Origin of the sequence: Ramlibacter pallidus (assembly GCF_015070875.1) — a bacterium.
GTDB classification, from domain to species: domain Bacteria; phylum Pseudomonadota; class Gammaproteobacteria; order Burkholderiales; family Burkholderiaceae_C; genus Ramlibacter; species Ramlibacter pallidus.
In genome coordinates this window covers 67,796-81,642 of sequence record NZ_JADDIV010000003.1, presented here as the reverse complement: position 1 = coordinate 81,642, position 13,847 = coordinate 67,796, and the positions used below count along the sequence as shown (strand labels likewise).

At 70.7% G+C, this 13,847-nt stretch carries 8 protein-coding genes; 5 read left to right on the top strand and 3 right to left on the bottom strand.

Annotation, left to right across the window (positions count from 1 at the left end; all coding sequences use genetic code 11):
* The first annotated feature begins 51 nt into the window (after window positions 1-51).
* The 5 genes from frc to IM787_RS09480 all read left to right on the top strand — a co-directional run bounded on the left by frc (window position 52) and on the right by IM787_RS09480 (window position 8,976).
* Window positions 52-1,299, top strand: a complete 1,248-nt coding sequence (gene frc, locus IM787_RS09500) for a formyl-CoA transferase (protein WP_193676437.1) — start codon at window positions 52-54, stop codon at window positions 1,297-1,299.
* Window positions 1,300-1,347: 48 nt separating this feature from the next.
* Window positions 1,348-3,489 carry an acetate--CoA ligase family protein gene (locus IM787_RS09495; protein ID WP_193676436.1) on the top strand — a complete coding sequence of 714 codons (2,142 nt, stop codon included), beginning with the start codon at window positions 1,348-1,350 and terminating at the stop codon, window positions 3,487-3,489.
* A 9-nt stretch (window positions 3,490-3,498) separates the two neighbouring features.
* Window positions 3,499-5,196: an NAD(P)H-dependent oxidoreductase subunit E gene (locus tag IM787_RS09490; RefSeq protein ID WP_193676435.1), complete on the top strand. Its 1,698-nt coding sequence runs from the start codon at window positions 3,499-3,501 to the stop codon at window positions 5,194-5,196.
* Between the two features lie 9 nt (window positions 5,197-5,205).
* Window positions 5,206-8,040 carry a formate dehydrogenase subunit alpha gene (gene fdhF, locus IM787_RS09485; protein WP_193676434.1) on the top strand — a complete coding sequence of 945 codons (2,835 nt, stop codon included), beginning with the start codon at window positions 5,206-5,208 and terminating at the stop codon, window positions 8,038-8,040.
* Window positions 8,041-8,220: 180 nt separating this feature from the next.
* A complete protein-coding gene (locus tag IM787_RS09480) occupies window positions 8,221-8,976 on the top strand; it encodes a hypothetical protein (RefSeq protein WP_193676433.1) in 756 nt (251 codons plus the stop codon).
* A 12-nt stretch (window positions 8,977-8,988) separates the two neighbouring features.
* Here IM787_RS09480 and IM787_RS09475 read toward each other — a convergent pair whose 3' ends face one another.
* From IM787_RS09475 to IM787_RS21705, 3 genes are read right to left on the bottom strand one after another with little or no spacing between them, the layout of a single operon-like run.
* Entirely contained in the window at window positions 8,989-10,122 is a 1,134-nt protein-coding gene (locus IM787_RS09475) for an oxygenase MpaB family protein (RefSeq protein WP_193676432.1), read from the bottom strand.
* Window positions 10,123-10,136: 14 nt separating this feature from the next.
* Window positions 10,137-10,889, bottom strand: coding sequence for a DUF6989 domain-containing protein (locus tag IM787_RS09470; RefSeq protein WP_193676431.1), 753 nt, complete (start codon window positions 10,887-10,889; stop codon window positions 10,137-10,139).
* Window positions 10,826-13,843, bottom strand: coding sequence for an adenylate/guanylate cyclase domain-containing protein (locus tag IM787_RS21705; RefSeq protein ID WP_193676430.1), 3,018 nt, complete (start codon window positions 13,841-13,843; stop codon window positions 10,826-10,828). The genes IM787_RS09470 and IM787_RS21705 overlap by 64 nt, the downstream gene beginning before the upstream one ends.
* Window positions 13,844-13,847: the final 4 nt, after the last annotated feature.

Here is a 13,847-nt window from a genome sequence, read left to right as displayed (position 1 = left end):
CTCCGCGGGGACGACGGCAAGAGTTTCGAAACTTTGACAGGAAGAACAGCAATGGGTAAAGCACTCGACGGCGTCAAGATCCTCGATTTCACGCACGTGCAATCGGGCCCCACCTGCACGCAACTGCTGGCATGGTTCGGCGCGGACGTGATCAAGGTGGAGAAGGCGGGTGAAGGCGATGCCACGCGCGGGCAGCTGCGCGACATCGACGGGGTCGACAGCCTCTACTTCACGATGCTGAACCACAACAAGCGCTCCATCACCCTGGACACCAAGAACCCCAAGGGCAAGGAAGTGCTGATCGAGCTGATCAAGCAGTGCGACGTGCTGGTGGAGAACTTCGCGCCGGGCGCGCTCGACCGCATGGGCTTCTCGTGGGAGCGCATCCAGCAGATCAACCCGCGCATGATCATGGCGTCGGTCAAGGGCTTCGGCCCGGGCCCGTACGAGGACTGCAAGGTCTACGAGAACGTCGCCCAGTGCGCGGGCGGCGCCGCCTCCACCACCGGCTTCGACGACGGCCCGCCGCTCGTGACGGGCGCGCAGATCGGCGACTCCGGCACCGGCCTGCACCTGGCCCTGGGCATCGTCACCGCCCTCTTCCAGCGCGAGAAGACCGGCCGCGGCCAGAAGGTGCTGGCCGCCATGCAGGACGCCGTTCTGAACCTGTGCCGCGTGAAGCTGCGCGACCAGCAGCGCCTGGCGCGCCGCGGCGTGATGGAGGAGTACCCGCAGTACCCCGACAAGGAGTTCGGCGATGCGGTGCCGCGCGCCGGCAACGCCTCGGGCGGCGGCCAGCCGGGCTGGATCCTGAAGTGCAAGGGCTGGCAGCACGACCCCAATGCCTACATCTACTTCATCACGCAGGCACCGGTGTGGGGTGCCATCTGCAAGGTGATCGGCGAGGAAAGCTGGATCACCGACCCGAGCTACGCCACGCCCAAGGCGCGGCTGCCGCACCTGAAGACGATCTTCTCCCGCATCGAGGAGTGGACCAAGACCAAGACCAAGTTCGAGGCGATGGAGATCCTGAACAAGTACGACATCCCCTGCGGCCCGATCCTCTCCATGAAGGAGATCGCCGAGGAACCCGCCCTGCGTGCCACCGGCACCGTGGTGGAGGTCGACCACCCGACGCGGGGCAAATACCTCACCGTCGGCAACCCGATCAAGATGTCCGACAGCGAAACCGAGGTGAAGCGCTCGCCCCTGCTCGGCGAGCACACCGAGGAGGTCCTGGCGCAGCTCGGCTACGGCAAGGACCAGATCGAAGAACTCCGCGCGGCCAAGGTCATCTGACCGCGCTTTCCCCGGCATAGCTTCCCCGACATTTTCAAGGAGCCACCCATGGCCAACTTCCAAGGCGACAAGTCCAAGGTCCGTCAGATCCTCGACGCGGTCAAGAATGAGGGTCGCGACTCGCTCACGGCGCCCGAGGGCAAGCTGGTGTGCGACGCTTATGGCATCAACGTGCCGAAGGAAGGCGTGGTCTCCAGTGCCAAGGAGGCGGGCACCCTCGCCTCCTCCATGGGCTTCCCGGTGGTGATGAAGATCGTCTCGCCGGACATCCTGCACAAGACCGAGGCCGGCGGCGTGATCGTCGGCGTGAAGAACGCCGACGACGCCGTCACCGCGTACGAGACCATCATCGCCAATGCGAAGAAGTACAAGGCGGACGCCAAGATCGTCGGCGTGCAGGTGCAGCAGATGATCAAGGGCGGGCAGGAAACGATCATCGGCGCCATGACGGACGACAGCTTCGGCAAGCTGGTTGCCTTCGGCATGGGCGGCGTGCTGGTGGAAGTGCTCAAGGACGTCACCTTCCGCCTGGCTCCGGCGACGCGCGAAGACGCGGCCTCGATGCTGGACGGCATCCAGGCCGCCGAGGTGCTCAAGGGCGTGCGCGGCGCCAAGCCCGTGAGCCGCGAGGCTCTGCAGGACACCATCGTGCGCGTCTCGCAGCTGGTGTCGGACTTCCCCGAGATCTCGGAGATGGACCTGAACCCGGTGTTCGCCTCGGAAGACGGCGCCATCGCCGCCGACGTGCGCGTGGTGCTGAACTTCAACCAGAAGCCCGCGCGCTACCGTCCCGACGAGAAGGCGGTCGTCACCTCGATGAAGCGGATCATGCAGCCCAAGGCGGTGGCGGTGATCGGCGCTTCCAACGAGGCCGGCAAGATCGGCAACTCGGTGATGAAGAACCTGATCAACGGCGGCTACAAGGGCCAGATCTACCCGATCCACCCGAAGGAAGCCGAGATCATGGGCATCAAGGCCTTCAAGAGCGTGAAGGACATCCCCGGCGAGGTCGACACGGCGGTGTTCGCGATTCCCGCCAAGCTGGTGGCCGGCGCGCTGAAGGAGTGCGGCGAGAAGAAGATCGCCGGTGCGGTGCTGATCCCTTCCGGCTTCGGCGAGACGGGCAACATCGAGGGCCAGGAGGAACTGCAGAAGATCGGCCGCGAGTACAACATCCGGCTGATGGGGCCGAACATCTACGGCTTCTACTACACGCCCGCGAACCTGTGCGCCACCTTCTGCACGGCCTACGACGTCAAGGGCTCCACCGCCCTGTCCTCGCAGTCCGGCGGCATCGGCATGGCCATCATCGGCTTCTCGCGCTCCACCAAGATGGGCGTGTCGGCGATCGTGGGCCTCGGCAACAAGTCCGACATCGACGAGGACGACCTGCTGCTGTTCTTCGAACAGGACGACAACACCAAGGTCATCGCGCAGCACTGCGAGGACCTGAAGGACGGCCGCGCCTTCGCCGAGGTCGCCAAGCGCGTCTCCAAGAAGAAGCCCGTCATCGTGCTGAAGGCCGGCCGCACCGCGATGGGTGCCGCGGCGGCCGCGTCGCACACCGGCGCGGTCGCCGGCACCGACAAGATCTACGACGACGTGCTGCGCCAGTCCGGCGTGATCCGCGCCAACAGCCTGCGCCAGATGCTGGAGCTCTCGCGCGGCGTGCCGATCCTGCCCACGCCCAAGGGCGAGAACGTGGTGATCATCACCGGCGCCGGCGGCTCGGGCGTCCTGCTGTCCGATGCCTGCGTCGACAACGGCCTGGCGCTGTTCAAGCCCATGCCGGACGACCTGGACGCCGCCTTCCGCAAGTTCATCCCGCCGTTCGGCGCGGCCGGCAATCCGGTGGACATCACCGGCGGCGAGCCGCCCATCACGTACGTGAACACGGTGCGCCTCGGCCTGGAGGACGACCGCATCCACGCGCTGATCCTGGGCTACTGGCACACGATCGTGACGCCGCCGATGGTCTTCGCGAAGAACATGGTGCAGGTGGTCAACGAGATGAAGGAGAAGGGCAAGACCAAGCCCGTGGTGGCGTCGCTGGCCGGCGACGTCGAGGTGGAGGAAGCCGCCCAGTACCTGTACGAGAATGGCATCCCGGCGTACGCGTACTCCACCGAACTCCCGGTGGAAGTGCTCGGCGCGAAGTACAAGTGGGCCCGCGCCGCCGGCCTGCTGTAAGCGAGAAGTGTGCAGAACCGCATCATCCCCATCGCGGCCGCCCAGCCACTGAGGCAACTCAAGCGCCAGGGACCCAAGGGCCGCAGACCCGGCGAGCAGGCGCTGGCGGAAGTCCGCCAGCTGCTCGGCGACGCATCGCGCCAGCCGGACCTGCTGATCGAACACCTGCACAAGCTGCAGGACCACTTCGGCCACCTCTCGGCGGCCCACCTCAGCGCCCTGGCGCAGGAGATGCGGCTGGCCCAGTCCGAGGTGTACGAGGTGGCGTCCTTCTATCACCACTTCGACATCGTCAAGGAAGGCGAGGACGCGCCGCAGGCGCTCACCGTCCGCGTCTGCGACGGCATCGCCTGCGAGCTGGCGGGAGCGCAGCAGCTGCTGCAGAAGCTCCCCGGCCTGCTCGGGCGCGAAGTGCGCGTGATCGCGGCGCCCTGCATCGGCCGCTGCGAACAGGCGCCGGCGGCGGTCGTCGGCCAGAAGCCCGTGCCCTGCGCCACGACCCAGAAGGTGGTGGAGTGCGTCAAGGAGGGCGCCACGCGCCACGAGCCGGAAGGCTACATGGGCCTGTCGCAGTACCGGGCGGCGGGCGGCTACAAGATGCTGGAACAGTGCCTGTCGGGCGCGCGCGACGTCGAGGCCGTCATCGGCACGATGGAGAACTCCGGCCTGCGCGGCCTCGGTGGCGCGGGCTTCCCGACCGGCCGCAAGTGGCGCATCGTGCGCAACGAACCGGCGCCGCGCCTGATGGCGGTGAACATCGACGAGGGCGAGCCCGGCACCTTCAAGGACCGCGTCTACCTGGAGCGCGATCCGCACCGCTTCCTGGAAGGCATGCTGATCGCCGCCTGGGCCGTCGGCATCGACGCGATCTACATCTACCTGCGCGACGAGTACCACGGCTGCCGCGAACTGCTGCAGCAGGAGCTGGCACGCCTGGCGGCCGACCCTCCCTCGAAGGGGCTGCCGCGCATCGAGCTGCGGCGCGGGGCCGGCGCCTACATCTGCGGCGAAGAGTCCGCGATGATCGAATCCATCGAAGGCAAGCGCGGCATGCCGCGGCTGCGCCCGCCCTACGTGGCGCAGGTCGGCCTGTTCGGCCGGCCGACGCTGGAGCACAACTTCGAGACGCTGTACTGGGTGCGCGAGTTGCTGGAACGCGGGCCGGAGTGGTTCGCCAGCAAGGGCGCGAACGGCCGCAAGGGCCTGCGTTCCTTCTCGGTCTCGGGCCGCGTGCGCAATCCGGGCGTGAAGCTGGCGCCGGCCGGCGTCACGATCCAGGAACTGATCGACGAGTACTGCGGCGGCATGGCCGACGGCCACGAGTTCTACGGCTACCTGCCCGGAGGCGCCTCGGGCGGCATCCTGCCGGCCAGCATGAACGAGATCCCGCTGGACTTCGACACGCTGCAGCCCTACGGCTGCTTCATCGGCTCCGCGGCGGTCGTGGTGCTCTCGGACCAGGACAGCGCCGTCGGCGCGGCCCGCAACCTGATGCGCTTCTTCCGCGACGAGTCCTGCGGCCAGTGCACGCCCTGCCGCGCCGGCACCGCCAAGGCGCTGGCGCTGATCAACCAGCCCAAGTGGGACCTGCCGCTGCTGGCCGAGCTCTCGCAGGTGATGCGCGACGCCTCCATTTGCGGCCTGGGCCAGGCGGCGCCGAACCCGGTGGACTGCGTGGTGAAATATTTCCCGCACGAGCTGGCCTAAGGAAGAACGATGAACGCCGTCACCCGCGCCGAACTGGCGCAGCTCGATGCCCCCACCGTCCGCTTCAAGCTGAACGGCCGCGAGGTCGAGGCTCGCGCCGACGAGACCCTGATCCAGGTGGCCGACCGCGAGGGCGTGGAGATCCCGCGACTTTGCTACAAGCCGGGCCTGGACACCGCCGGCAACTGCCGCGCGTGCATGGTGGAGATCAAGGGCGAGCGCGTGCTGGCGCCCAGCTGCTGCCGCACCGCGACCCCCGGCATGGAGGTCACCAGCGACAGCGCGCGCGCCGTCGCCTCGCAGAAGATGGTGCTGGAGCTGCTGCAGTCGGACATGCCCGAGGCCGACTACACGCGCCACAACGAGGTGGACCAGTGGTCGGCCAAGCTCAACGTCGGCAAGCCGCGCTTCCCGTCGCGGGGCAACATGGGGCCCGACCTGTCGCACCCCGCGATTGCCGTCAACCTCGACGCCTGCATCCAGTGCACGCGCTGCCTGCGCGCCTGCCGCGACGAACAGGTGAACGACGTGATCGGCCTGGCCTTCCGCGGCGAGCACGCCAAGATCGTGTTCGACATGGACGACCCGATGGGCGTCTCCACGTGCGTGGCCTGCGGCGAATGCGTGCAGGCCTGCCCCACCGGCGCGCTGATGCCCGCGCGCGGTGCCGCCCTGCCCGTCCCGGACAAGCAGGTCGCCTCGGTCTGCCCCTACTGCGGCGTCGGCTGCCAGCTGACGTACAACGTCAAGGACGACAAGATCCTGTTCGTCGAAGGCCGTGACGGCCCGGCGAACCACGGCCGCCTGTGCGTGAAGGGCCGCTACGGCTTCGACTATGCCCACCACCCCCAGCGCCTGACCAAGCCGCTGATCCGCCGCGCCGACGCGCCCAAGGTGCCGCACGCCACGCTGGACCCCGACCGCATGATGGAGGTGTTCCGTGAGGCCACCTGGGAAGAAGCGCTGGCGCTGGCCGCCGGCAAGCTGAAGGACATCCGCGACACCTCCGGCCCCAAGTCGCTGGTCGGCTTCGGCTCGGCCAAGGGCAGCAACGAAGAGGCCTACCTGTTCCAGAAGCTGGTGCGCACCGGCTTCGGCAGCAACAACGTCGACCACTGCACCCGCCTGTGCCACGCCTCGTCGGTGGCGGCGCTGCTGGAAGGCATCGGCTCCGGCGCGGTGTCGAACCCCGTGATGGACGTGACGAAGGCGGAGGTGATCGTCATCATCGGCGCCAACCCCACGGTCAACCACCCGGTGGCGGCGACGTGGATGAAGAACGCGGCGAAGAACGGCGCCAAGCTCATCGTCATGGACCCGCGCCAGTCGGACCTGACGCGGCTGGCCCACCGCCACCTGCAGTTCAAGCCCGACACCGACGTCGCGATGCTCAACGCGATGATGCACGTCATCGTCCATGAAGGCCTGGCCGACCGCGCCTTCATCGAGTCGCGCACCATGGGCTTCGAGGAGCTGAAGAAGAACCTGGTGGGGTACAGCCCCGACGAGATGGCGCCGGTGTGCGGCATCGCGGCCGAAACGCTGCGCGAAGTCGCGCGCTTGTACGCCACGTCGAAGGGCTCGATGATCCTGTGGGGCATGGGCGTGTCGCAGCACGTGCACGGCACCGACAACGCGCGCTGCCTGATCGCGCTGTCGCTGCTGACCGGCCAGATCGGCCGCCCCGGCACCGGCCTGCATCCGCTGCGCGGGCAGAACAACGTGCAGGGCGCGTCCGACGCCGGCCTGATCCCGATGATGCTGCCGGACTACCAGAAGGTCGTCGAACCCGCCGTGCGCGCGCGCTTCGAGAAGGCCTGGAAGCTGCAGCCCGGCACGCTGGACGCCCAGCCCGGCCTGACGGTGGTCGAGGTGATGCATGCCATCGGCGACGGCAAGGTCAAGGGCATGTACATCATGGGCGAGAACCCCGCGATGTCCGACCCCGACGCCAACCATGCCCGCGAGATGCTCGCGCAGCTGGACCACCTGGTGGTGCAGGACATCTTCCTCACCGAGACGGCCTGCCTCGCGGACGTCGTGCTGCCCGCCAGTGCCTTCCCCGAGAAGACCGGGACCTTCACCAACACCGACCGGCTGGTGCAGATGGGGCGCCAGGCCGTCAACCCGCCCGGCGATGCGAAGCAGGACCTCTGGATCATCCAGGAGATCGCCAGGCGCATGGGCCTGGACTGGAACTACAAGCACGTCTCGGAAGCCTTCGACGAGATGCGCAAGACCATGCCCAGCATCGCGGGCATCACGTGGGACCGCCTGGAGCGCGAGCACGCCGTGACCTACCCCTGCACCGAGGAGGGCGACCCCGGACAGTCGGTGGTGTTCGTCGAGGACTTCCCGCGCGACAGCGGCCGGGCGCGTTTCGTCCCCGCGGACATCATCCCGGCGGCGGAGCGGCCCGATGCGGAATTCCCGATGGTGCTGATCACCGGCCGCCAGCTGGAACACTGGCACACCGGCAGCATGACGCGGCGCGCCACCGTGCTCGACGCGATCGAGCCCGATCCGGTGGCCCTGGTGCACCCGCTGGACCTGGCGGAGCTGGGCGTGAAACCCGGCGAGCTGCTCACCATCGAGTCGCGCCGCGGCAAGGTCAGCCTGTACGGGCGGGCCGACGAGAGCTCGCCGCGCGGCGCGGTCTTCGTGCCCTTCTGCTACTACGAGGCGGCGATCAACCGCGTGACCAACGACTCGCTCGACCCGGTGGCGAAGATCCCCGAGCTGAAGTACTGCGCCATCCGCATCACGGCGGGCGGCACGCCGCCCGAGCAGATCAGCTTCGGCGGCGGGCAGATCCTGCGGAAGTTCCAGGACGCGGTGACCTGACGCGGCCCGCAGCGGCCGGAACGAAAAGCGGCGCCCCGGCGCCGCTTTTCCGTTGGCGCCCCGATTTGCAGAATTTTCTGCATTCGGCGACCCGAAGGGTCGCTAACGGCGGAACCGCCCCCGGCGGCACAGTCCTCCTACCGGCTCCCACCCCATGGCCGGAAAGATTGAGGAGAAGCCATGATCGTCCTGCCCACCCCCGCCGCCTTCAGCCTGCGCGCTCCCGTGATCGCGAGCGTCCCGCGCAACCAGCTGCCGGCGCTGCCCGCCGACATCGAGTGCGGCACCACCTCCGGTCCCGACGCGATGGGCCCGGCGCCCCGCACGCCGGTGCTGCGCTTCGCCGGCTGCACCTACCACGCCTTCAACCTGCGCGACGGCCGCGAGGCCATGGCCATCGTCGCCTACAACGCCAACGGCGTCCAGCGCCAGCGCTGGGTCCGCGAAGGTGCCCGCAACCTCTGGGACATCACCGTCGACGAGGTGTCGCGCAGCGTCACCTTCCACGGACAGCGCCGCCACGCCACGCGCGAGCCCGGTGCCATCACCATGGGCTGGGACGAGCTGGTGCCGCTGCAGCCGATCGTGTCGCGCCGCACCCGCGAGCAGATGCCGCCGCTGCCGCCGGAACTGGCCTATGCCGCCCGCTCCGGCCCGGACGCCCAGGAAGACAGCCCGGCCTGCCCGGTGCTGCGTTTCGGCGCCCATACCTACTGGCCCTTCAGCTTCCGCGGCAACCGGCTGGCCACGGGCATCATCGCGTGCGACGCGACCGGCCGCCCGGTCAGCCGCTGGGACTGCGACGGCGCGCGCCACATCTGGCAGATCACGTCCGACCCGGTGATGCAGACCGTCACCCTGCACGGCGCCCGCCTGAACTCCACGCACCAGCCGGGCACGATCACGCTGCCCTGGGACGAGCTCTGGGTCGGCTGAAGGCGCGGGCCTTCAGGCCAGCTTGCGCATGTCCTCCAGGTCTTCCGGCACGCTGAAGCGCACCTCCTCGCCCCAGGCGCCGACGATCAGCGTGCGGAAGAACAGCCGCGAGATGCGGTCGTGCGCCTCCTTCTCGGGCGTGAGGTTCTGCCACAGGCGCTGCCAGGCCACCGGCAGCCGCAGCGCCAGCCACTCGCACCACACGTGGCGCGCGGTGCGGCGCACGCCGACGCGGGCCGCGGCCTCCTCGCCCAGCATCCGCAGCAGGTACACCGTCGGCGCCGGGCCCAGCCCCAGCAGGCGCATGGGCCAGGGGATCAGGCCGGTCATCATGTCGAGGTCCGCGCGGGTAAGCGCCACGCCGTCCGGGTTGGCCTCCGCCGGGCTGAACTCGCGCGCATAGGCTTCGCAGAAGGCGCGGCCCTCCTCTAGGGTCGCCGGCATCCACTCGGGGCGGATGCCCTGGAGCACGCCGTACACCTGCCACAGGTAGAAGTAGTCCGCGGCCTCCGCCTCGCTCCACCGGACGCCCAGCGCCGCCAGGCCGTCGACCACCATCACCGAGAACGTCATGATCGTGAAGGCCATGTCCAGCTGGCTGATGGGCGTGCCGAAGCGCGGCGCGAAGTCCGGCAGGCGGCCGCGCACCACGTGGCGCACGCCGGCGTGCAGCAGCCGCAGCTTCTGCCCCGTGACGATCGCGCCGCCCCCGTCCGCGAACGCGCCCGGCTGCGAGATGTTCACCAGCATCTGCAGCACGCCCAGCGCGCGGCGGTACGGCCGCTTCTCCAGGTTGCCGGACATGTGCAGCACCGACGACAGCCGCGGCGCCGCATAGCCGCTCGGCAGGCTTTTCAGCAGCAGCGCCAGCGCGCACAGCGTCGCGTGTTCCAGCATCACCTGGCCGCCGCGCGCCGCCCGCGCGACGTCGACGCCGGCAGGCAGCCGGCGCGTGGCCTGCACGAATTCCAGGAACTCCGGCGGCGCATCCGGCGGGATGCCGGCGTCGTCGGCGGCGAAGGAGCGGAAGATCGCGTTGATCTTCGGCACGTCGTGGCCCCACACCGCCCGCTGCAGCGTCGCATCCGCCAGGGGGTCGCCGGTGTGGCGCATCTCGTCCAGCAGTTCCGCAGTCCATTCACGCATCGCGGTGCTCCCTCTCACGTGCAGCCGAAGAAGGTCCAGCCCGCGCGGCACGGGCCGACGAGCCACCAGGCCAGCATCACGGACGGGATCATCCAGAGTCCCGCGACCAGTCCCAGCAGCGCACTGAAGCGCCAGGGGCGCGCGAGCGCCACGCCGTGCATCCACACGAGCGGCAGCGACAGCAGGAACTCCGACAGGATGATGTAGAGCGGCGCGTTCCACACCATCGGCGTGTCGACGTAGTACCAGTAGCCGGCGTGGTCCGCGAGATGCTCGTACAGCGGGATCATGCTGCCGCCCAGCAGCGCGCAGGCCAGCGTGGCCTTCGCCAGCGACATGCGCTGCGCCAGCCAGCCGCCGACCACGCCCAGCTGCGCCAGCACGAGGGTCCAGGCGAACGGCATGTACAGCGGCGAATCCCAGACCATCGGCTCGCCGGTGGGGTAGACGAGCGTGCGCGTCTGCGCGACCAGCCAGGCGTCGGTGGCGATCTCCAGCCAGCCCGCCACGAACCCGAGCAGCAGCCAGCGCGCCAGCACCGGGTCGCGCCGCCAGGCCGTCCAGCCCACCATCACCGCGAAGGTGAACAGCGTGCTGTACAGCGCGAAGCGCGGCCCCGCGTGCGTGAGCGCGCCGACCGTGTTGCTTCCCGCCACCAGCGCCATGGCGGCGACGATGAAGCGCATGCGCGCCGCCTCGTCGCTCACCCCCTGGCGGACTGCTCCCGCAAGATCCGCTCCCGGCTCGATGCCGCGCGTTCCGTCCATGCCCTCGCCTCCATTCGTTCTGCCGCCTCGACCGCGCGGCTCGCCGCCTCCAGCGCCGGCGCATGCTCGCCCAGCGCCGCCCATGCCTCCGCCCGCAGCCGGTGCAGCTCCGGGTCCCAGCAATGCTCGCCCGACGAAGCCTCCGCCAGGCCGTCGTCGGCACTGCGCAGCGCCTGCTGCGCGTCGCCCTGCGCCAGCCACGCATCCGCCAGCAGCGCGTGGAAGAAGGGGCGCAGGTTGCGCGCGCCGCTGGCGTACCAGGCCTCCAGCGCCCGCTGCATCGTCGGCAGCGCCCGCGCCGCCTCGCCCTGCTTCGCGCGGCTCCAGCCCTGCATCATGGTGCCCATCATCTGCCAGGCCGGGAAGGCCTGCTCGCGGCCGATGGCGATGGCGCGCGCCGACGCCTCGGCGGCCGCCTGCGCATCGCCGGCCAGCGTGTGCAGCACGGCTTCGGAACACCAGGCGTAGGCGGCATCGAAGGGGGGCAGCCGCGGGATGCTCTCGCGCAGCAGCGCGGTGCCCGCGGCGGCCGCCTCCGCGTCGCCCAGCAGCCAGCAGGCGAGCGAGTGGAAGGCGCGGCACATGACACCGGGATCGTGCAGGCCGCGCGCGCTGCGGGCGGCCGACGGCGACGGCGCTGCCGGTCCGAGGCCGGCGGCGCAGGCCTCGCGCGCGCCGCGCAGGTCACCCTGGTAGAACAGGGTCATGCCCGTCGTCGCGGCGGCCACCAGGGTGGCCACCGGCGGGGAGCCGGCCTGCGCCAGGGCCCGCAGCTGCGCGGCGGCCTCCAGCGCATTCGGGATCTCGCCGCGCATCAGTTCATACGCCCACAGCCCCCAGAGCGGTACCAGCAGCTTGGGCCCGTTGCCCAGGCGCTCGCACAGGTGCCGGGCCCGGGCGTACGTGCGCTCCACCTCCGGGTCCAGCACGCCGCGCACGGCCATCAGCGCGGGCGCCAGCACGAGGCGAAGCTCCAGCTCGAGCGCGAGGGCGGCCGGATCGCTGCCGGCGTCGCCGATCATGCGCAGCGCCGTGCGCGCATGCGCGGCGGCTTCCACGCAGGCGGAGCGGGACAACGCCAGCCGCCCGGCCGCGAGCCATTGCGTCACCGCGTTCGGGCCGTCGCCGGCTTCGGTGTAGTGGTGGGCCAGCAGCTCCGGCTGGCGCCGCGCGATGTCCGGGTCGGCGGCGACCAGGGCCTGCGCCACCCGGGCGTGCCCGGCCTGCCGGCTGCTGCGCAGCAGCGAACCGTAAGCGGCGTCCCGCAGCAGCGCGTGGCGGAAGGCGAAGCTGTCGCCGTCGTCGCCCAGCGGGCGGAGCATGCGCGCCGCCACGCCGCGCCGCAATCCTTCCTCGACCAGCTCCGGCGCCAGGCCGCTGGCGGCGCACAGCTGCGGGCGCGAGAACTGGCGCCCGATCACGGCCGCGTGCTGCAGCACCTGGCGCGCCGGCCCCAGCCGGTCCAGCCGCGCGGTCGTCTGTTCCTGCAGCGTGAGCGGGATGACGTCCGTGCGGTCTTCCAGGGCGGCCCGCGTGAACTCCTCGGCGAACAGCGGATTGCCTTCGGCCCGCTCGACGATCCGGGCGATCGCCTCGGCGCCGAGCAGGTGGCCGTCGTCGAGCGCGGTCACGATCGCCGCCGCGTCGCGCGCATCGCACGGTTCCAGCAGCAGGCGCTGCCAGCGCGGATCTTCGCGCCAGGGCGGCGTGAACTCGGTGCGCGCCAGCAGCAGCAGCATGAGCCCGGGCGGCGCGCCGGCCCCGAGCACGCGCCCCAGCCACTCCAGCGTGCTGGGATCGGCCCAGTGCAGGTCCTCCACGATGGAAAGCGTCCGGCGGCGCGCCGACATCGTGGCGAGGACGGCCGTCGCCGCGGCGAAGGTGCGCTCGCGCAGCGCCTGTGCGCTGAGCGCAGCCTCCGCGTCGCCGGGACGGCCGAGGCCGAGCAGCGCGCGCAAGGGCGCGACCACGCGCTCGTCCCGCACGCCGACGGCGGCCAGGACGCCGGACAGGGCGTCGGCACTGCCGTCGGGCGCGCCGGCCTGCGCCATGGCCTGCCGCAGGAATTGCGCGAGCGGCGCGAAGGGCGTATTCGCGGTGTGCGGCGAGCAGCGCATGGTGAAGGAATCACCGCCGTCGGCGCGCACTTGCGCGCGCAGTTCGCGCGCCAGCCGCGACTTGCCGATGCCCGGCTCGCCCAACAGCAGAACGCCAGCACCGCCCGCCTGCGACGCGTCCCAGGCGTCGACGAGCTGCCCGAGTTCGCGCGCCCTGCCGACGAAGGGCGAGCGGCCGGGCTCGGCGCCCTCCTCGCCCTCGGTGCGCAGCGCCACCGCCTGGTGGACCCGCATCGCGCCGGGCAGGCCCTTGAGCGCGTGTTCGCCCAGGTCCGCCCAGCGCACCCGGTGCTCGACGAGCGTGCGCGCGGCCGGGCTCAGCGCAACCGCCCCGGGCGGCGCGACGGCCTGCAGCCGCGCGGCGATGTGCGGCGTGTCGCCCAGGGCCAGCACGTCGCCGCCGCTGCCCACCGGGCCCATCACGGCGGCGCCGGTGTGCACGCCCACGCGCACCGAGAGGCGTTCGCCCGAGTGCGGTACGGCGACCGTGCCGGCCTCGCGCACCAGGTCCAGGGCCGCACGCACCGCGCGCAGCGCGTCGTCCTCGTGGGCGACGGGATAACCGAAATAGGCGACGAGCCCGTCGCCGAGGTGCTGGGCGACGTGGCCCTGGTGGCGCCGGATGGCCTGCCCGGCAGCCTCCTGGTACGCGGCCAGCAGGGCGTGCCATTCCTCCGGGTCGAGGCGGTTGGCCAGCTGCACCGAGCCGACCAGGTCGCAGAACAGGACCGTCAGGCGCCGCAGCTCCGGGCCCGGCGCGGCGGCCAAAGGTGCCCCGCACTGGTTGCAAAAGCGCGCGCCCTCGGGGTTGTCCTGGTCGCACCGGGCGCAGCGCATGGGG

Coding starts and splice junctions, on each gene's coding strand:
- frc (WP_193676437.1), top strand. CDS start 52: ATGGGTAAAGCACTCGACGGCGTCAAGATCCTCGATTTCACGCACGTG.
- IM787_RS09495 (WP_193676436.1), top strand. CDS start 1,348: ATGGCCAACTTCCAAGGCGACAAGTCCAAGGTCCGTCAGATCCTCGAC.
- fdhF (WP_193676434.1), top strand. CDS start 5,206: ATGAACGCCGTCACCCGCGCCGAACTGGCGCAGCTCGATGCCCCCACC.
- IM787_RS09480 (WP_193676433.1), top strand. CDS start 8,221: ATGATCGTCCTGCCCACCCCCGCCGCCTTCAGCCTGCGCGCTCCCGTG.
- IM787_RS09475 (WP_193676432.1), bottom strand. CDS start 10,122: ATGCGTGAATGGACTGCGGAACTGCTGGACGAGATGCGCCACACCGGC.
- IM787_RS09470 (WP_193676431.1), bottom strand. CDS start 10,889: ATGGACGGAACGCGCGGCATCGAGCCGGGAGCGGATCTTGCGGGAGCA.
- IM787_RS21705 (WP_193676430.1), bottom strand. CDS start 13,843: ATGCGCTGCGCCCGGTGCGACCAGGACAACCCCGAGGGCGCGCGCTTT.